This is a genomic window from Terriglobales bacterium (assembly GCA_035937135.1).
In the GTDB taxonomy this organism is placed as follows: domain Bacteria; phylum Acidobacteriota; class Terriglobia; order Terriglobales; family Acidobacteriaceae; genus DASYVL01.
The window spans coordinates 1-18,071 of the sequence record DASYVL010000153.1 but is presented as its reverse complement, the minus strand read 5'-3'; the positions used below and the strand labels follow the sequence as shown (position 1 = coordinate 18,071).

Sequence of the window (18,071 nt, the reverse complement as noted above, 5' to 3'; positions counted from 1 at the left end):
AATGCGCGTCTGCGCGCCCACCGGAAAGCTGGACTGAGTCTGCTTGATCTCCCGCGGCTGAGGCAGCAGGTGCAGCTCCTGCGCGGACACCACCGCGCAAAGCGCGAGCAGGGAAGCGCAGAGGACGACCTTGGACCAGCCCTGGGATTGCATGCCTACATCGCCTTCAGCAGCGCCAGCCAGCGCTGCCAGGCTTCGGCGCGGGTCTTCTGGTTGGCCGCCGCCCGCTCGCGCGCCTTCTTGGCCTCCGCATCCTCGCCGGTGTTTGCTATCGCCGCATCGTTGGCCGGATCTTCACCGGCTCGCATAAAGCCGTGCCCGGCGCCCTCGTAGGTCACTGGATCGTACTTCCTGCCAGCCTTCTTCATTGCTTCGATGGTGTCAGGAACGGTGGCCCCGATGCGGGCATCGTCGCCCGCATAAAAGCCATACACCGGCGCCGTGATGCTGCCGACCTCCTTGGGAGGAGGGCCATAAAAAACGAACGCCGCGCTCAGGTCTTTGCGGCTGGTAGCGAAGCGGAACGACTGCCCGCCTCCCCAGCAGAAGCCGGTCACCGCCAGCTTGCCGCTGGCCGCCGGAAGCCCCCGGGCGTAATCGGCCACCGCGTTCAAGTCCGCGATCACCTGGTCGGGGTCAAGCTTGGAATTGGCTTCGCGGGCCGCGTCCACGCTGGGGAAGTCGCTGCTCTTGCCGCCATTCGGTCCCATGCCGGAAAGGAAGTCGGGAGCGATGGCGATGTAGCCGTTGGCGGCCAGCTGGTCGGCCACGCCACGCGCCCAGTCGCTGAGCCCGAAAATCTCATGGATCACGATCACCACCGGCGCCTTCTGCTTGGATTCGGGATAAACAACAAAAGCCTGCACCGTGCGGTTGCCATGCTTGATCTGGACCCACTCGCCATGCCTCGGAGACTTTTCCAGCTTCCGTTTCGCCCACTCTTGCGCCCCAGCCAACGGAAGCCAGAGCAACACAACTATCCACAGAGCAATCGCCTTTGTTCTCATAAGAGAAAGAGTCTATCAGGAGAAGGTGACGGCGCCTCGCAGTCCTCCTTGGTCCTCGCAACTGACTGATTAAGCGAGTAGCTCTCGATCGCTTCCTTAGCACGAAGCGTGTGGCACAGAGCCTGCCCTGAGCGTAGTCAAAGGGCGTCCTCGCCTGTGCAAATCACCCAATCACCCGATGACCCGATCACCGGATCTTGTCTGTCATCCTGAGCCCGCCGCAGGCGGGCGAAGGACCTGGCGTTTGCCTTTGATTTTGACTCTGATTTTCAATCACCCGATGACCCGATGGCCCGATAGCCCGATAGCTTGTCTTTCCCCCTCCCATCGTTTATCGTTCTTCCCCCAGCCATGGCCGTAGATCACCAGCGCACCCAGCACCTGTTCAAGCGGCTCAGCCAGCTCCTGGGCCAAAATGCCACCGGCCGCATCCCGAGGCGGTGCATGACCTGCGCACCATCTCCCGTCGGGTCGAGGCGCTGCTCGACACCCTCTCCACCGAGCCCGACCGCAACCAGCGCAAGCTCGTGCGGCGCTTGAAGCGGCTGCGCCGCCGCGCCGGCCGCGTCCGCGATATCGACGTCCAGATCATCGCCCTGCGTACCTTGAAGATCGGCCGCGACTCCGGCCGCAAGACTCAGCTCGCCCGCCACCTCAACGACCGCCGCTCCCGGCGCGAACGCAAGCTCCAGAAGGCCCTCGATCCCGAGACCGTACGCGATCTCCGCCGCCGCCTCACCCGCGTGCAGAAAGCTGTCTTGGCGCCTCCGCTGGTTCCCCGGCCGACAGCCGCTGCGAAGGCAACCCCTGCGGCTTCCATCAAGCCTCCGCAGAGGGAAGAAGTCCAGCCCGTCTCGCTGGCCCTCAGGATGTTCGCCACCGTTGCCAAGCAGCAGGGGGCCTTCACCGAAGCCACGCTGCACCGCTTTCGCAACCGGTGCAAGCGCGTCCGCTACGTGGCGGAGATTGCCGGAGACGACCCTGACGCCAAGCGCATCGTCAACCAGATCAAGCGCATGCAGGACGCCATCGGCGACTGGCACGACTGGTTCACCCTTACCCAGACCGCCCAGAAGCTCTTCGCCGAACCCGTGGATAGCGCCCTGCTCGCCGCCCTGCGCAACGTCACCCGCGCCAAGTTCATGGAGGCCACGCGCCACGCCTCCGACCTCAAGCGCAGCCTCTTGGGCCGCGCCCAGGCCGCCGCCAGAGCCCCCGCTCTCAAGGCCGCCAGCCCCGCCAAAGCTCCGGTCGCGAGTAAGACGGCTCCGCATCGCGCCCGCCCGCGCCCTCAGGTCCGCCGCGCCCCCGTTAAGCCCAAGGCTGCTGCTCCTCCACCCCCGCCCGTTGCGCCCGAGGCGGCTCCTCCCGCTCCCGAGGGTCTCCACCCTCACAACTTTCCTGTTGACAAAACTCCAGGGTCGAGCTAACATATTAGCTAGTTAGTTTAGCTGTTTGATAATCTTTCCCGCCGGCGTGGCACTTGCCCGGTAAGTTCTTTGTTTTCAAAGAGTCGTATCTGGCCTCGGATACCCGACGGATCCGAACGTATTTTTGTCCGTAAGTCATTGATTCCATTACTGGGTGGTGGGGGGCCTGACAGTTTTCCATAGGTCCGCAGTAGGAGTCCGTGTCTCTAGAGGTTCGCAGCCTTGTGACCTTCGGCTCCGCTGCGGCATACTAGAAGGGTTCCCCCGGCGGCTGGCCATGACCCGTATCTCCCTCGAAAATCCCGCGTTCTACATCAACCGCGAGGTCTCCTGGCTGGCCTTCAACCAGCGGGTGCTGGAGGAGGCCGAGGACGATCGCAACCCCCTGCTCGAGCGGGTCAAGTTCCTCTCGATCGCCGCCTCCAACCTCGACGAATTCTTCGAAGTCCGGGTCGCCGGCCTGTTGCAGCGCATCGAGGATGGCTACTCCGAAACCGGTCCCGACGGCATGCCGCCCATCGAGGAGCGCGACCTGGTAGCCCGCCTGATCCACGACGCGGTCGAGAGCCAGTACCGCTGCTGGAGCCAGAAGCTGCGCCCGGCGCTAGCGGAGAAGGGAATCCGCGTCCTGGGCCTGCACGAGCTCGATCCCGCGGCCCAGGCCTTCGTCGCCGAGTACTGCCAGCGCGAGCTCGACCCGCTGCTCACGCCCATCACCGTAGACCCGGCGCATCCCTTTCCGCGGGTCATCAACAAGGCCCTCTGTCTGGCGTTCCTATTGCGCCGCCGCCGCCGCGCCTCTTCGAACTACATGGGCGTGGTCACGGTGCCTCGCGCTCTGCCGCGCCTGGTGCGGTTGCCCGCGAACGGCGAGAGCAGCGACTACATCGCCCTGGCCGACCTGGTCGCCCTGCACGCTGCGGACATGTACCGCGGCTACGACATCGTCTCCGCCGCCGCCTTCCGCGTCACCCGCAACAGCATCCTCTACCTGCAGGAGGAAGAGTCGCGCAACCTGCTGGAATCGGTGCGCACCGAGCTCCACAACCGCCGCAGGGGCGACGCCGTCCGCCTGGAGATCGAGGCCGACGCCGATCCGGAGATCGTCGAGCGCCTGCGCTCCAACTTCGAACTCGAGCCCTGGCAGGTTTTCCCCACCGACGGCCCCGTCAACCTCTCCCGCCTGATGCACCTGTACCAGCAGGAGCAGAGTCCGGAGCTGAAGTTCCGGAACTTCGTTCCTCGCGAGCTGCACCTCACCGCCAAGTCGCGCGACCTGTTCGAGGAGCTGCGCGCGCACGACATCCTGCTGCACCATCCCTACGACGCCTACGACGCCGTGGTCTCCTTTATCGAGGCCGCCGCCCGCGATGAGAACGTGCTTTCCATCAAGCAGACCCTCTACCGCACCAGCGAGGATTCGCCCATCATCCGCGCCCTCATCGAGGCCGCCGCCAACAAGGAAGTCAGCGTGGTGGTGGAGGTGAAGGCCCGCTTCGACGAAGCCACCAACATCCGCTGGGCGCGCAGTCTGGAGGACGCCGGCGTGCAGGTCTTCCACGGCCTGGTCGGCCTCAAGACCCACTGCAAGCTCGCCTTGCTGGTCCGCCGCGATCCCGACGGCGTCACCCGCCGCTACGCCCACCTCGGCACCGGCAACTACAATCCCACCACCGCGCGCTTCTACACCGACTTGAGCCTGCTGACCGCCGATGAGGCGATCACCTCCGCGGTGCACGGGGTCTTCAACTTCCTTACCGCCTACGCCGAGCGTCCCGAGTATGAGCCGCTACTGGTCTCGCCACTCGATCTGGCGGAGAAGTCGCTCAGCCTGGTGGCCCGCGAGGCCCAGCACGCCGCCCACGGCCGCCCCGCCCGCATCATCGCCAAGATGAACGCGCTGCTCGACAAGAACATCATCCAGGGGCTCTACCGCGCCTCGCAGGCGGGCGTGGAGATCGACCTCATCATCCGCGGCATGTGCGCGCTGCGTCCCGGCATCCCCGGCGTGAGCGAGCGCATCCGCGTGCGCAGCGTGGTGGGACGCATGCTGGAGCACAGCCGCATCTTCTACTTCGCCAACGGCGGCCAGGAGGAGGTCTACCTCTCGAGCGCCGACTGGATGCCGCGCAACCTCTACGAGCGCGTGGAGATGATGTTCCCGTTGCGCGATGCCATGGCGCGCCAGCGCGTCCTGCACGAGATGCTCGAGGCCTATCTCGCCGACACCCTCAAGTCGCGCCTGCTGCAGTCCGACGGCAGCTACACCCGCCCGCCGCGGCCGCGGGGCACCCGCGGCTTCGACGCCCAGGAGTTCCTCATCGGCCTGGCCGAGGGCAAGCAAACCCTGCAGGCGCTGGCCCCCAAGGCGCGCAAACCGCGCGTCGCCAGGCCGCGCACCGCCCAGGTGTCCGCCCACCCGGAGGCAGGTAAAGTTCCCGGTCCCAAGCCGGAGAGCGAGTCATGATCGTTTACTTCCTGCGCCACGCCAGCGCCGGGCAGAGCAAGAGCGACCCGGTGAAGGACGAAAAGCGCGCCCTCGATGAGGATGGCATCGAGCAGTGCGGCTACATCGGGCGCGCCCTGGCCGCGCTGGACGTGCACGTGGATGTCCTCATCTCCAGCCCCTTGAAGCGCGCCTCGCAGACCGCCTCCCTCGTCGGCAACGAGATGGGGCACGAGGGCAAGCTGGTGATTGACCGCGCGCTGCTGCCCGAAGCTGCGTTCCAGGCCTTCCGCGATCTGCTCAACCGCCACGCCAAGCAGGAAGCCATCCTGGTGGTCGGCCACAATCCCAGCATGAGTGAGTTCCTGGGCAAGCTGATCGGCGACGGCACCGAGGCTTCCATCGATTTGAAGAAGGGCGCGGTGGCCAAGGTGGAAGTGGACCGCAAGATGGCCGCGCTCCACTGGTGCCTTACGCCCAAGGTGGTGCGCACCATTTACGAGAGCGCGGCAGCGAGTTCCCGCCCGAAGACTTCACGGAAATAGCCGCGCTCTTTTTCTAGCGCCCACAGCTCCAGGTCGGCTTCCGCGCGCCGCCGGCTCTTGAGCGTCAGCAGGACGCGGCTGCCCTTCACCTTGGCGCGCACGAGCTTCACCGCGCTGCGCCGTCCCTGGTCGAGCGCCGCCGCCAGCCGCAGCAGCACCACCGCGCGCCGCACCTTTTCGCGGTCGCTCACCGGAAGCATCTTGAGGGCGCGGTCCCGGGTCGAAGGCCGCGACTTGCCCAGATAACGCGCGATGGCCGCAATCAGCCGCCGCTGTGCCTGCGTGTATCCGAAGATCTCCGAGTGGGCGATGAGGTAATACGTGTGGCGGTGACGCCCCGCGCGGTTCACATATCCGCCCACCTCGTGCAGCATGGCCGCGGCCGTGAGCCACTCCTCATACTCCGCGGGAAGCTGGTGCAACTCGCGCAGCTCGCTGAAGAGTTCGAGCGCGCGCTCCCGCACCTGCTGCGCGTGCTCCGCGTCCGCCTGGTAGCGCGCGCCCAGGGCCACCAGCGCGTCGCGCCGGTCGGATTCGATCTGCCGCCGCGAGCGCGTGCGCCGGTCGTGCTCGGACGCCATCTCCGCCAGCAGGCCGTCGCGCAGTCCCAGCGGCGAATAGCGGAAGCCGGGAAGCCCGCAGCGCTCCATCACCTCGGCGAAGACGGTCGCGCCTGCCACGATGATCTCCGTCCGCTTCGTCCCGATGCCGGGAAGCCGTTGGCGCTCTTCCAGCGTCAGCTTGGACAGCTTGGCCGCCATCTTGATCGTGGCCCGGCGCGAAACCAAGATGCTGCCTGGCCGCTTGCCCTGCGCGCGCCGGCGGTTCTCCGCGAGCGCCGCCGCCGTGCCTGAAGTGGCGATCATGCGGTGCGCGTGCGCCGCCACGATGGACGCCGCGATGCGCCCTACCTCCTCGGCGATGAACTTGCGCATGCGCGCCAGCTCCTTCTTCTTGGGCGGATCGTGGCGCAGGAACTCGCGGGTCAGGCGCACCGCGCCCAGCGGCAGGCTCACCATCTCCTTGATGTGCCCTTTGCGCGAGACGGTGAGCTCGCAGCTTCCGCCCCCCAGGTCCATCAGCAGGACGGGCGAGGGGCTCAGGCGGGAGTTGGAGAGGATTGCCAGGTGGATAAGCCGCGCTTCGTCGAGGCCGGTGACCACCTCGACGTTCCATCCGGTCGCGGCCCGCACCCACTCGCGGAAGGACTGCGAGTTGCGCGCGTCACGCAAGGCGCTGGTGGCGACCACCCGCACCCGGTCGGCGCCGTGCTTCTGCGCCGCGCGGTGGAAACGCTGCAGCACCTTGATGGTGTGAGCCATGGCCGCGGGCGCCAGCAGCCCGCCGCCGAAGACGGCCTCGCCCAGCCGCGTCACCTCGCGATCCTCGAAGAGCGTCTGCAGCCGGCGACGCACCAGGCGCGCGACCTTCAGCCGCACCGAGTTCGAGCCGATATCAACCGCGGCAAAGATGGGCATGGGAGGCTGGCTTGCGCCTCACTTCGGCGGCGCGGAGTCGTTGGAGCCGAGTTTCGCCGGCTCCGATTCTAGGTGTTGTTCCTTGAGCACGGGAGAGTCGGCGGTTGCGGGCTTCTCGTCCTCGTAGCGGATGACGCCGCCGGCGTCGGTGTAGAAGGCGCGGTGGGTGGAGTCGAACTGCTTGGGCGTGAGCGTGATGGAGAAGCCGCCCTTGCCGCCGCCGAAGCTGACCTGGTAGTCGCCGCGGTCGGTTTTGACCATGCGCTTGGTGAAGGAGCCAGAGCCCACCAGGGCGTAGAGCGAGCCGGCGTAGTGGCCCCGCTTCTGTCTGTACATGCGCTGGGCATAGAGCACGGTGCGGATGTATCCCAGGGCAGAGGCCTCGGCCTCGGAGCGCGCCGGATCGCCGGGGAACTTGGCCTTGTAGGGCATGGGAGGAGCTTGCGCGGCGGCCAGAACCGCCAGCGCCGCTGCCATCACCAGTTGTCGGAAGATCAATCGCTTCATTCCACACCGCCGGGATGGGATCGGTTGCAAGCAGATTCTAGCTTTTCCTGAGCGCCAAATGAAGATATCCTGTGGCGCGCACCCGGAGGAGTCCCTGAAAGACATGACCGCAGCCGCTTCCAAGAAGCAGAAGATCCACGTGGCGGTGATCGAGAGCGACCCGCTACGCTTCATCGGCTTCCGCTCGCTGTTCGAGAACGAGCCTGAGCTGGAGCTGGTGGCCGCGTCGCTGGCCGAGGTGACGGCGAGTCCCACGGTGGACGTGGTGCTGCTGGGCAGTCGCAACGAGCGCAACCTGTTCGACATCATGGCGGGCATGAAGGCGGCGCGCCCCGGGCTGCGCATCATCGTCACCGGCTCAGGCATGGACGACGAGACCATCCTGAAGTCGCTGGCCGCGGGCGCCAAGGGCTACGTGGACGAGGCCGCCTCGCCCGCCGAGTTCACCACGGCCATCCGCATCGTCCACCAGGGCTCGGTGTGGGCGCCGCGGCGTGTGCTCTCCATCTTCATCGAGCGCGTGACCTCCTCGCCCGGGCGCATCTTTCCCGCCGGGCGCGTCACCTTCACCGACCGCGAGAAAGAAGTCCTGGAGCTGCTGGTGGTGGGCAGCTCCAACAAGGAGATTGGCGCCGCCATGGGCATTGAGGAGCGCACCGTCAAGGCCCACGTGGCCAAGCTCATGCGCAAGGTCGGAGTGCAGAACCGCATCGCGCTCTCCGTCCACGCCATCACCCACAACATGGTCAGCGCGAAGTAGCACCTTTGGGGGTTACTTTCGGGCATTGTCCGTTCCGGCATACCTCGAACGCACCTTTCGTGACCTTGTGCGTTGCCAGCCCGCAAGGCAAACTGTCCTCACCTACCACAGAACCTGGGAGACGGGGGTTGGGACCGGTAACGAGGGTCACCGGTTCCAACCCTTTTCAACTTTCTGGCATACTCAGGTCGCAAGCATTCCCAAAAACAGCTTCTCGCATCTAAAATTTCCAGATAAGGTTTACCGCTAACGGTTCACCGTTACGGCTTGCCCCTTCACTTTTTCCTTCTTACTTTTTCCTTCAGTGTTTGTGGGTGGGGAGCTTGGTCTCGCCGGGCTTGGCGGCCTTCTCCATCTCCTTGTGCTCCAGTTCCTGGTGCTCGCTTTCGCCCTCGGTGTAGACCTTGGGGGCGCCCAGGCTGCCCGGCGCGGGCAGATGGCGCATGAAGCAAACGAGCTTCCACATCTCATCGTCGTCTAGCATGCCCTTCCATCCCGGCATGCCGGAAGGCGCGATGCCGTTCTCGATGATCCACTTGAGCTGGCCGTCGGTGTACTCCTGAATATCCTTTTCGGCGAGGTCGGGCACGGGCGGGTCCATCATGGCGGCAAAGGGGACGCCGGTGGCGTGGCCGTCGAGGCCATGGCAGACCTGGCAGTGGTGCTGGAAGTGCTCCGCGCCCTCTTTGATGGAGGCGTCGGTGTACGGCGCGGGATTCTTCCAGTCCTTGCCGCCGATGGTGACCTGCCTCTTGACGTGCCGCATCATCCCGGTTTCCATGTTGCCGGGCTTGCCGGCGGCGCAGCCGGCCAGCGCCAGCAACGCGGCCACGGGAACGAGAAGAAGCAGGTTCTTCATGGATGACTCCTTGGGTCTCAATCAAGCCTTTCCTCAGTACGATGCAGGCCAGCGGGAAAGATTACCCCGATTCCCGGTTTGACAACAATTTTGCCGCGATGCTACCGTCCGCCGCGGATGCGACATCGCCTGGAGTACGCCCCGGTATGGCTGCTGGTGCAGGGGATCGGCCTGCTGCCCCGACCCTTGGCGCGGGCGTTGGGCATCGCCCTGGGGCGGCTGGTGTATCTGCTGCACGGGAGGCTACGGCGCGTGGGCAGGCGCAACCTGGAGCTTGCCTTCCCGGAAAAAAGTGCCGCCGAGCGCCAACGCATCCTGAAGGGGCTATTCACCGCCCTGGGACGCCAGTTGGCCGAGTTCTGCCTGTTTCCTCGCTACAGCAAGGAGAACGTGGAGCGGGTCGCCGTCTATCAGGGATTGGAGAATCTCGAGGCGGCGCGGCAGCGCGGCAAGGGCGTCATCTTTCTGACAGCGCACCTGGGGGGATGGGAGATCGGGTCGTTCGTCCACTCGCTCAACGGGAATCCGCTGCACGTGGTGGTGCGCGCGCTCGACAACCCCTATCTCGACCGACTGGTGGACCGGTACCGCTGCCTGCACGGCAACACCACCTTCGACAAGCAGGACTTCGCGCGCGGCCTGCTGGGCGCGCTCAAGGCGGGGGAGACGGTGGGCATCCTGATGGACCAGAACATGACGCCGCCGCAGGGCGTGTTTGTGGATTTCTTCGGCAGGGCGGCGTGCACGGCCTCGGGAGTGGCGCGAGTGGCGCTGCGCACCGACGCCGCGGTGGTTCCGGCGTTCACCCTGTGGGACAGGGCGCTGGGGAAGTACCGCGTGCAGTTCGATCCGGCCCTGGAACTGGTGCGCAGCGGCGACGAGGAAGCGGATGCCATCAGCAATACCGCTGCTTTCACCAAGGTCATCGAGAGCTACGCGCGGCAGTATCCCGAGCAGTGGCTGTGGGTGCACCGGCGGTGGAAGACCAGGCCGGAGGGCGAGGGATCGGTGTACTGAGATCGAGCAGTCCGCACTCAGCATCCAGCCATCAGGTTAGAATTCGAGTCGAGGTTTGGCGGCAATGAAGCATTCGCTGGCAAAGATCGCGAAGGCGGCGGGCGCGCGGGTGATGGGGGACGGAACGCGCGAGGTAGGCGGCATCTCGAGCATCGAGTCGGCGACCGCGGACGACGTAGTCTTCGTGGAAGACGAGCGCCGGTTGCAAGAGGCGCTCCAGTCGGCAGCGGGCGCGGTCATCGCCGGGGAGTTCGCGGCGAATGCCAAGACGGCAAAGCCGCTGCTGGTGGCGAAGCAGCCGCGGCTGGCCTTCCTCCGCGCGGCGCGGATACTCCGGCCGTCGCGCGGGCAGGCTTATCCGGGCGTGCACTCGACCGCCATCGTGCCCAACTCGGTCAAAGTAGGGAAGCGCGTCTCCGTCGGCCCGCATGCCGTTGTCGGCGAGAGTGTGGAGATCGGCGAGGGGACGCGTATCGGACCGGGCGTGTCCATCGGGGCGCAGGTGAGGATCGGCGCCGACTGCTACCTGGACGCGAACGTCACCGTCTACGCCGGCACCGAGATCGGCAACCGCGTGATCGTGCTGGCGGGCGCGGTGCTGGGCAGCGACGGCTTTGGTTACGTCCGCGACCCGGAGAGCGGGCGGTACGAGAAGTTCCCGCAGGTGGGAAAGCTGGTGATCGGCGACGACGTGGAGATCGGCGCCAACTCTACCATCGACCGCGGCGCGCTGGACGCGACCGTCCTCGCGCGCGGGGTGAAGATCGACAATCTGGTGCACGTAGGCCACAACGTGCGCATCGGGGAGAACGTGGTCATCGCCGCCCAGACCGGGATCTCCGGCAGCTCGGTGATCGAGAAAGACGCGGTGGTGGGCGGACAGGTGGGCATCGGCGACCACGCCCGCATCGAGGAGGGCGTGATCCTGGGCTCCGGGTCCGGGGTGCTCAGCAAGAAGATCGTCCGTGGCAAGGGCGTGGTCTTCTGGGGCCGGCCGGCGCGGCCGCTTCAGGAATATTTGAAGGAGCTGGCGGCGCTGGCGCGGCTGGGGAAGAAAGAGAAGTAAGCGGCATGGCGCTGGTGGTGGTGGGCGGGCACTCGCGCAACGTGGGCAAGACCAGCGTGGTGGCGGGGCTGATCGCGGCGCTCCAGGAGCGCGACTGGACCGCGGTCAAGATCACGCAGTACGGCCACGGCATGTGCTCGGTGAACGGGGAATCCTGCGGCTGCGCGGTGGACGAGCACACCTTCGCCATCACCGAGGAGCGCGACCGCGCGGGCGCGAGCGACACCTCGCGCTTTCTGGCGGCGGGGGCGCGGCGCTCGCTGTGGGTGCGCACCAAGCAGGGGCGGCTGGCCGAGGCCATGCCGGAGCTGCGCCGCGAGATCTCCGGCGCCGCGAACGTCATCTTGGAATCGAACAGCGTGATGAAGTTTCTGCGTCCCGACCTCTACCTCACCGTGCTCGATCCGGAGACCGCTGACTTCAAGGAATCGGCGCGCGAGTTTCTCGACTTGGCCAGCGCCGTGCTCCTGCATGCGCCCGCGGGGGAGCCCGCGTGGAGTGAGGTCTCGCTGAAGCCGGCGGCGGGCAAGCCACGTTTCCACATCCATCCGCCAAATTACGTTCCGGACGAACTCGTGGAGTTTGTCCGGGCGAAACTCCAGAGTTGAAATCGCGCTGCTGGCCGGCGCAGCTACTTGGGGCCGGTGATGGGCGGCTCCTCCGGTCCCTTCTCCTCCTGCTCTTTCGACTGCTTGTCCGGCGCGGACTCGGAAACAATGCCGGGCGCGGTGGGAGGCGGCTCAGGCGCGGGCAGCTTCTGGCCGAAGCGCTTGTCGGTGACGCCGCGGCCCAGGCGCTTCATGATCTCGTCGCGCTCGGGGCCGAAGAGGTCGCGCGCCAGGCGGGTGAGGGCGAGGCTGAGGATGTCCGAGTGGTGGACCTTCCCCATCTCCGGGTTGCGGGTCAGGTCGAGCCAGATGCGGTGAGTGAGGTAGATGTCCTCGGTCTTGAGGTCGGGAGTGTGCGGGCCCATGCGGAAGATTTCGGCGGTCATGTCCGGCCGGACGACCTGCAGCACGAACTGGCCCTTGGGCTCGGGCATGGCCTCCCAGGCGCGACCCATGCGGAAGGCCTGCTCCAGCGCCGGCATCTTGCTGGAAAGCCCGGCGACCACGGCGGAAGACTCAAGCGAGTTGGCGGTCTGGGAAATGGCAGTCCAGATATCGCGCGCCGGCACCACCAGCAGCGAGATGTGCTTGCCGAAACCTTCGGCCACCGAGGTCGCACGGGTGAACAGGAGCTGCTCGTACTCGCTGAAGATCTGCTCGGTGGAAAGGCCGTATTCGCCGGCGCCCGACTCCGGCACCATGCGCGCCGCCAGCACCACCACGTCCTGCTCCTTGGTGTCAGTGCGTTCCAGGGCCCATTTCAGATGGTTCAGGGTGTTGTAGTCGCGCACCGTCACCAGGATGTTGCCGGGACGGATGCCCAGGCTTTCGCGCTGTACGGTCTCTTCCTGCTGCAGTTGAAAGTGGTCCATCATCTGGTGCTGGCTGTGGGCCATCTTGCGGCGGTTGATCTGCTCGGAAACCACGAAGATGGTGAAAAACACGCCGGTGAAGATGATGCCGGAGATGGTGGCCACCGACTTGGTGAACAGATTGACCACCGAGGTGGTGACCAGCACCAGGAAGATCGAAGCCAGCCCGATGGGGATCTCGATGCCGCGGATGGTGATGTTGGGCGGCACCTTCCAGTGGCGCGGGCCCTTGTACTTGAAGCGCAGCACCAGCATGGCCATGCTCTTCATGGTGAAGCTCCAGATCACGCCGAAGGCGTAGGCCTCACCCAGGATGTAGACGTCGCCGCGGCTGACCAGGATGGTGAAGAGCTGGAGCGCGACCACCAAGTTGAGGATGCGGTAGCTGGTGCCGAAACGCTTGTGCGGCTTGCGGAACCAGTCGGTGAGCACGCCGTCCTCGGAGACGCGGTTCAGCACTCCGTTGGAGCCGACGATGGAGGTGTTGATGGCGCCCGAGAGCATGAGGAAACCGACGATCACCACGAAGGCGCGGAAGAACAGCTTCAGCAGTGGCGGTCCCACCAGATACATGGCCAGCGTGCCCAGTAGGTTGTCTTTGTTTTCGGGCAGCATGCGCACGGTGTCGGGGATGAGCATGACCACCAGCAGGGAAGAAATGCCGGTGAAGACGAAGCTGTAGACGGCGATGATGAGGGCGGTCTTCTTCAGGTTCTTGTGCTTGGGGCTGCCGATCTCGCGATAGACCTGGGCCAGGGTCTCCTCGCCGCTCATGGCCAGGATGGAATGGCCGAAGGCGATCATGATGCCGAACACCCCGAATATCTTGTGCAGCTCCGCATTCTTCAGGAAGCCGAGCGCGTCACGGCTGAAGGTCAGGTTCTGGGGCACGGGCCACGGGGGCAACTGATAGTGACCGCGGAGCAGGGTGACGAACGACCAGCCCAGAAGCAGCACCACCATGACGGTGGTGATCTCCATCACCCGCATGGCCTTCTCGCTGGATTCCTCGATGCCCTTGATGTTCTGCCACCAGTAGTAGAGGGTGACCGCGACCGCGATGACGACCGCGGTGGCATTGACGTTCACGTGCGGCGTGCCCTCGAACAGCAGGTGAAGCGCCTGTGGGATCCAGCCGTGAGTGTCGGCCGCCAACAGTAGTTCGTTCATCAAGCCCGCGATGTACTGGCCGGCAGACACGCCGGAAATGGGGCCGGTGAGCACGTAGTCGAACATCAACGCCGAGACGCTGATCTTGGCCAGGGTGCCGCCCAGGGCCTCCTTGACCACGCGGTAGACGCCGCCGCGCACAAACATGGAGCAGCTCTCCACGTACACGGCGCGCACCGTGAAGGAGAACAGCATCACTCCCAGGACGAACCAGGGCGCCGCCTTGCCCACCGCCTGCTCGGAGATGGAGCCGGCGTAGAAGGCGGAGGAGCCCATGTCATTGAGGACGATGGCGGAGGCGCGCCAGAAGGAGATGAAGGTGAGCATCACCGAGGTCGCGACCACGATGCGAACCCGGTTCTTTTGCGGCGAACCGGGCTGCGTAGGAGAAGACATTGCCACTTTTTTTTGGGGACCGTCAGGCCGCCAGAGCCAGTGGCCCGTTGGACAAACTGGTGGAGTTTACGCCGCTCGAATCGCGAGCGTCAATGTTAGACCTCGGAAGACCGGCCGAACATGGTCTGCAGATCTTCGATGAGGACCAGCACCAGAACGAAAGTGGCGCCAGTCACGCCCACGACAAACAGCCCCTCCAGCAGGCGGATTCCGAATGCGATGAGGCTCTGCATAAACTCCCCGCAATTGTAATGGATGTTTTCTTCTGCCGCGTTGGTGAACTTTATAAGGCCTTTGCCCTCAAGCATCGAGCGCGGTTTGTTACACTCGGCGCGTGCGCGGCATCCCCAGGTCGGCGTGGCTGCTGGCGGCGCTCTCCGGCGTCCTGCAGGCACTGATTTTCCCCTCCCCCTCCGTCTCTTGGTTGAGCTGGGTGGCGCTGGTGCCGCTGCTCGTTGCCCTGGTTCGCACCAACGGGCAGGGAAGCGCGCCCTCCCCGAAAGCAGGGTTCGCACTGGGATACCTGAGCGGCGTGGTGTGGTACGCGGGAAGCTGTTACTGGGTCTATCACGTGATGCATGCCTACGGCGGGCTCTCGGCGCCGGTGGCCGCGGCGCTACTCGTCCTCTTCTGCCTGTACCTGGGGCTGTGGCACGGGCTCTTCGGGATCATGCTGGCGCTTTTGGCGCGCTCGCGGGCCTTCAGTGGCGGTCGCGCGCTGGCTGTGGCGCCCTTTCTCTGGGTGGCGATGGAGCTGGCGCGCGTGCGCATCAGCGGCTCTCCCTGGGACCTGCTGGGGACGGCACAGGTTGCGAACATCCCTCTGACGCAGATCGCGACCGTGACCGGCGTGTACGGCGTGTCGTTGGCCATCGTGGTGGTGAACTCCGCCTTCGCGGCGGCGCTGCTGCTGCCCCGCGGGCGCCGCTGGACCATGCTTGCGGCCTCGCTGCTGGCGGCGGGAGCGCTGCAGCTGGGCGTGCTAACGCAGCCGCCCGCTGATCCGACAACACATACCGCGCGGCTGGTGCAGCAGAACATCCCCATCCTCGACTCGTCCGGCTGGACGGTGGAGTACTTCGAACACACGCTGGTGGACCTGGAGCGGTTGAGCGCGGCTCCGCCGGCAAGTGGAGCAGTGGAGCCCTCGCTCATCGTGTGGCCGGAGTCGCCGGCGCCCTTCTACGTCAACGACCCGCGATTCCAGCAGACGGTGAGCGCGCTGGCGGCCGAGCGGCACGCCTACGTGGTGGCGGGCAGCCTGACGCCGGTTCCCCGGGGGAATTCCACGGCGCTGCTCAATTCGGCGGCCCTGGTGGAACCTTCGGGCCAGTGGCGGGCGCGCTATGACAAAATCCACCTGGTGCCCTTCGGCGAGTACGTGCCGTTCTCCTCGCTCCTGTTCTTTGCTGAAAAGCTGACGCGCGAGGTGGGTGACTTCGTCCCTGGCAGCGAGCGCACCGTCTTCGACCTGGGGGAGGGGAAGGCTGGAGTGTTCATCTGCTTCGAATCCATCTTCCCGGATGAGGTGCGCGAGTTCGCGGACCGGGGCGCGCAGGTCTTCGTCAACATCTCGAACGACGGCTGGTTCGGGGAGACGGGCGCGCCGGGGCAGCACCTGAACATGGCGCGCATGCGGGCCATCGAGAACCATCGTTGGGTACTGCGCGCGACCAACAGCGGCATCACCGCCGTCATCGACCCCCACGGGCGGGTGGTGATGCAGGCGCCGCGCAACGTGCGCGTCGCGTTCGACGTTCCGTACGCCTACATCGGGGAAACCACTTTCTACACACGACACGGCGACTGGTTCGCTTTTGGCTGTGCGATAATCGCGCTGGTGGCGCTGGCGGCCGCCCACGTGAACAGTAAGCGATAAGCCATGGTGGAAGAACTCGAACGCGAATACGCCGCCGTCAAAGAAAAGGTCCGAGACCTGCGGGAGTATCTTTGACCCGCCCAAGCTCCAAAAACAGCTAGCCGAGATCGAGAAGATGACCTCCGACCCGAACTTCTGGTCGAATCCCAGCGAATCGCAGCGGGTGATGCGGGAGCGCAAGCGCCTGGAGACGGCGCTGGCCACCGAGGCGGACCTGGAGCGCCGCACTGCGGACCTGGCCGCCTACTTCGAGCTGGCGCGCGAGGGCGAGAGCGTCGAAGCAGACCTGAAGCGGGAGATCGGCACCCTGCGCGAACTGGTGGAGAAGCTCGAGACCCAGACGCTGCTCTCCGGCGAGCACGACGCGCGCAACGCCATCGTCACCATCCACCCCGGCGCCGGGGGCACCGAATCCCAGGACTGGGCGGAGATGCTGCTGCGCATGTACCTGCGCTGGGCGGAGCGCCAGGGCTTTGAGACCGCGCTCAACGACTACCAGGCGGGCGAGGAGGCGGGGCTCAAGTCCGCCACCTTCTCGATCACCGGCGAGTACGCCTATGGCCTGCTGACCAGCGAGATCGGCGTGCACCGGCTGGTGCGCATCTCGCCCTTCGACCAGGCCAAGCGACGGCACACCTCGTTCGCCAGCGTCTACGTCTCACCGGAGATCGACGAATCCATCGAGGTCATCATCAAGGTGGAAGATCTGCGCATCGACACCTACCGCTCCTCGGGTGCGGGCGGACAGCACGTGAACGTCACCGACTCGGCGGTGCGCATCACGCATCTGCCCACGGGGACCGTGGTGAGCTGCCAGAACGAGCGTTCTCAGCACAAGAATCGCGACGTGGCCATGAAGATCTTGCGCTCGAGGCTCTACGAGCTGGAGCTGGAGAAAAAGCGCGCGGCCACCAAGAAGATCGAGGACTCCAAGCTCGATATCGACTTCGGCTCGCAGATCCGCTCCTACGTGCTGCATCCCTACCGCATGATCAAGGACCACCGCACCAAGATCGAGGTCGGCGACGTGGACCGGGTGCTGGACGGCGGCCTGGAGCCGTTCATCCGCGGCTACCTGCACCTGCGCCGCGAGCAGAAGTAAGCACAGCACCTCACTTGGTCTTGTGACGCCGCCGAACAAAAGTTCTCCCATGGCCGGAAATCCTGCGACGATTCCAGGCACAGCAAGAAGGCGGTGGCCATGAAAAAGAAGGTTCTGTACGCCCTCGGCGCGGCCGTTGTGCTGCTGGGGATCGCAACCGGCGTCATCTTTGCCAGCGACGATGCCAATCGGTGGATCCTCACCGACGCAGGCGGGGGAAGCGTCAACGTGAGTGCCACGGGCGCGGTCACATTCGAACGGAATCCCATTACCGGCAGGTTTTAGCCCACTCCGCTGTTCAACCAGAAGGGCATCGATATCGTCATCCATGGAGACGCCCGCCTCTACGGCGTCGTCTACCACGAGGGCGACCGGCTGACCTCGGATGAGGGGAAGCTGGTGCACCAGAGCTGGTACCAGATCGCCCGGAACGACGTTCGTTATTGGGTGTATCGCGCCTGGAAGAAGTTCAAGGGAAAGGACTGAGCCACCGCTCAGGCTGCTTGCGCCACCGTTCGCTGCGCGCTAGCTACCGCAGACGGCGGGATTCGACCGCCGGAGCGGAAACGGTTGGCGTTTCCCGGCGTCTTTGTTATCTTAGAACCAACAGTTTGCAGGGCTGCTGCGAGGCCAGTGTTCCGGCCGGTCCGCAGCTTCCGAAATCGCAATCCCGAGGAGTTGACCTTTGGCTATCAAAGACCGCTTTTTGTTTACCTCCGAGTCGGTGACCGAAGGTCACCCGGACAAGATCGCTGACCAGATCTCCGACGCCATCGTGGACGCTTGCTTGGCCGAGGACCCGCACAGCCGCGTGGCCTGCGAGACGCTTTTGACCACCGGCCTGGCTTTCATCGCCGGCGAGATCACCACCAAGGCCTATGTGGACTTTCCCGCCATCGTGCGCGGCACGGTGAAGTCGGTGGGCTACA

17 protein-coding genes are annotated in these 18,071 nt (G+C 65.4%); 11 read left to right on the top strand and 6 right to left on the bottom strand.

Features of this window, described 5'->3' with window-relative positions; all coding sequences use genetic code 11:
- Nucleotides 1-155: 155 nt before the first annotated feature.
- The gene (locus VGQ94_09035) at nucleotides 156-956 is read right to left on the bottom strand and encodes a dienelactone hydrolase family protein (protein HEV2022661.1); all 801 of its coding nucleotides are present in this window, start codon (nucleotides 954-956) and stop codon (nucleotides 156-158) included.
- Between the two features lie 491 nt (nucleotides 957-1,447).
- Here VGQ94_09035 and VGQ94_09030 point away from each other — a divergent pair, with 491 nt between their 5' ends.
- The 3 genes from VGQ94_09030 (at nucleotide 1,448) to VGQ94_09020 (ending at nucleotide 5,428) form a co-directional block, all read left to right on the top strand.
- Nucleotides 1,448-2,437 (top strand): CHAD domain-containing protein, encoded by a 990-nt coding sequence (locus tag VGQ94_09030; GenBank protein ID HEV2022660.1) that lies wholly within the window; start codon nucleotides 1,448-1,450, stop codon nucleotides 2,435-2,437.
- A gap of 277 nt (nucleotides 2,438-2,714) precedes the next feature.
- Nucleotides 2,715-4,904: a polyphosphate kinase 1 gene (gene ppk1, locus VGQ94_09025; protein HEV2022659.1), complete on the top strand. Its 2,190-nt coding sequence runs from the start codon at nucleotides 2,715-2,717 to the stop codon at nucleotides 4,902-4,904.
- The gene (locus VGQ94_09020) at nucleotides 4,901-5,428 is read left to right on the top strand and encodes a histidine phosphatase family protein (GenBank protein HEV2022658.1); all 528 of its coding nucleotides are present in this window, start codon (nucleotides 4,901-4,903) and stop codon (nucleotides 5,426-5,428) included. Before ppk1 ends, VGQ94_09020 begins: the two co-directional genes overlap by 4 nt.
- On the opposite strand, the gene VGQ94_09015 is transcribed toward VGQ94_09020, so the two are convergent.
- Nucleotides 5,380-6,906 (bottom strand): Ppx/GppA phosphatase family protein, encoded by a 1,527-nt coding sequence (locus VGQ94_09015; protein HEV2022657.1) that lies wholly within the window; start codon nucleotides 6,904-6,906, stop codon nucleotides 5,380-5,382. The genes VGQ94_09020 and VGQ94_09015 overlap by 49 nt on opposite strands.
- A gap of 18 nt (nucleotides 6,907-6,924) precedes the next feature.
- Nucleotides 6,925-7,413 (bottom strand): hypothetical protein, encoded by a 489-nt coding sequence (locus VGQ94_09010; GenBank protein ID HEV2022656.1) that lies wholly within the window; start codon nucleotides 7,411-7,413, stop codon nucleotides 6,925-6,927.
- Nucleotides 7,414-7,471: 58 nt separating this feature from the next.
- Between VGQ94_09010 and VGQ94_09005 the strand changes: the two genes are divergently transcribed.
- On the top strand, nucleotides 7,472-8,173 hold the full coding sequence (locus VGQ94_09005; GenBank protein HEV2022655.1) for a response regulator transcription factor: 702 nt from the start codon (nucleotides 7,472-7,474) through the stop codon (nucleotides 8,171-8,173).
- A gap of 301 nt (nucleotides 8,174-8,474) precedes the next feature.
- On the opposite strand, the gene VGQ94_09000 is transcribed toward VGQ94_09005, so the two are convergent.
- On the bottom strand, nucleotides 8,475-9,032 hold the full coding sequence (locus VGQ94_09000) for a cytochrome c (protein ID HEV2022654.1): 558 nt from the start codon (nucleotides 9,030-9,032) through the stop codon (nucleotides 8,475-8,477).
- A 117-nt stretch (nucleotides 9,033-9,149) separates the two neighbouring features.
- Here VGQ94_09000 and VGQ94_08995 point away from each other — a divergent pair, with 117 nt between their 5' ends.
- From VGQ94_08995 to VGQ94_08985, 3 genes are all read left to right on the top strand, one after another.
- Nucleotides 9,150-10,049 carry a lysophospholipid acyltransferase family protein gene (locus VGQ94_08995; GenBank protein ID HEV2022653.1) on the top strand — a complete coding sequence of 300 codons (900 nt, stop codon included), beginning with the start codon at nucleotides 9,150-9,152 and terminating at the stop codon, nucleotides 10,047-10,049.
- A 64-nt stretch (nucleotides 10,050-10,113) separates the two neighbouring features.
- Nucleotides 10,114-11,115 (top strand): UDP-3-O-(3-hydroxymyristoyl)glucosamine N-acyltransferase, encoded by a 1,002-nt coding sequence (lpxD, locus tag VGQ94_08990; GenBank protein ID HEV2022652.1) that lies wholly within the window; start codon nucleotides 10,114-10,116, stop codon nucleotides 11,113-11,115.
- Nucleotides 11,116-11,120: 5 nt separating this feature from the next.
- Nucleotides 11,121-11,723, top strand: a complete 603-nt coding sequence (locus VGQ94_08985) for a hypothetical protein (protein HEV2022651.1) — start codon at nucleotides 11,121-11,123, stop codon at nucleotides 11,721-11,723.
- 23 nt (nucleotides 11,724-11,746) lie between these two features.
- On the opposite strand, the gene VGQ94_08980 is transcribed toward VGQ94_08985, so the two are convergent.
- Both VGQ94_08980 and VGQ94_08975 read right to left on the bottom strand, forming a co-directional pair.
- Nucleotides 11,747-14,161 carry an APC family permease gene (locus tag VGQ94_08980; GenBank protein ID HEV2022650.1) on the bottom strand — a complete coding sequence of 805 codons (2,415 nt, stop codon included), beginning with the start codon at nucleotides 14,159-14,161 and terminating at the stop codon, nucleotides 11,747-11,749.
- A 95-nt stretch (nucleotides 14,162-14,256) separates the two neighbouring features.
- A complete protein-coding gene (locus VGQ94_08975) occupies nucleotides 14,257-14,394 on the bottom strand; it encodes a hypothetical protein (GenBank protein ID HEV2022649.1) in 138 nt (45 codons plus the stop codon).
- 101 nt (nucleotides 14,395-14,495) lie between these two features.
- On the opposite strand from VGQ94_08975, the gene lnt reads away from it, so the two are divergent.
- From lnt to VGQ94_08955, 4 genes are all read left to right on the top strand, one after another.
- Nucleotides 14,496-16,040, top strand: coding sequence for an apolipoprotein N-acyltransferase (gene lnt, locus VGQ94_08970; protein ID HEV2022648.1), 1,545 nt, complete (start codon nucleotides 14,496-14,498; stop codon nucleotides 16,038-16,040).
- Nucleotides 16,041-16,043: 3 nt separating this feature from the next.
- Nucleotides 16,044-17,142 (top strand): peptide chain release factor 2 gene (gene prfB, locus VGQ94_08965; GenBank protein HEV2022647.1). Its coding sequence is split into 2 segments (ribosomal slippage): nucleotides 16,044-16,112 and nucleotides 16,114-17,142, totalling 1,098 coding nucleotides; the frame shifts between segments, so codons are not numbered across the junction.
- Nucleotides 17,143-17,241: 99 nt separating this feature from the next.
- Nucleotides 17,242-17,427: a hypothetical protein gene (locus tag VGQ94_08960; GenBank protein HEV2022646.1), complete on the top strand. Its 186-nt coding sequence runs from the start codon at nucleotides 17,242-17,244 to the stop codon at nucleotides 17,425-17,427.
- Between the two features lie 406 nt (nucleotides 17,428-17,833).
- Nucleotides 17,834-18,071, top strand: a 238-nt coding sequence (locus tag VGQ94_08955; GenBank protein ID HEV2022645.1) for an S-adenosylmethionine synthetase N-terminal domain-containing protein, incomplete at its 3' end; no start/stop codon positions are given.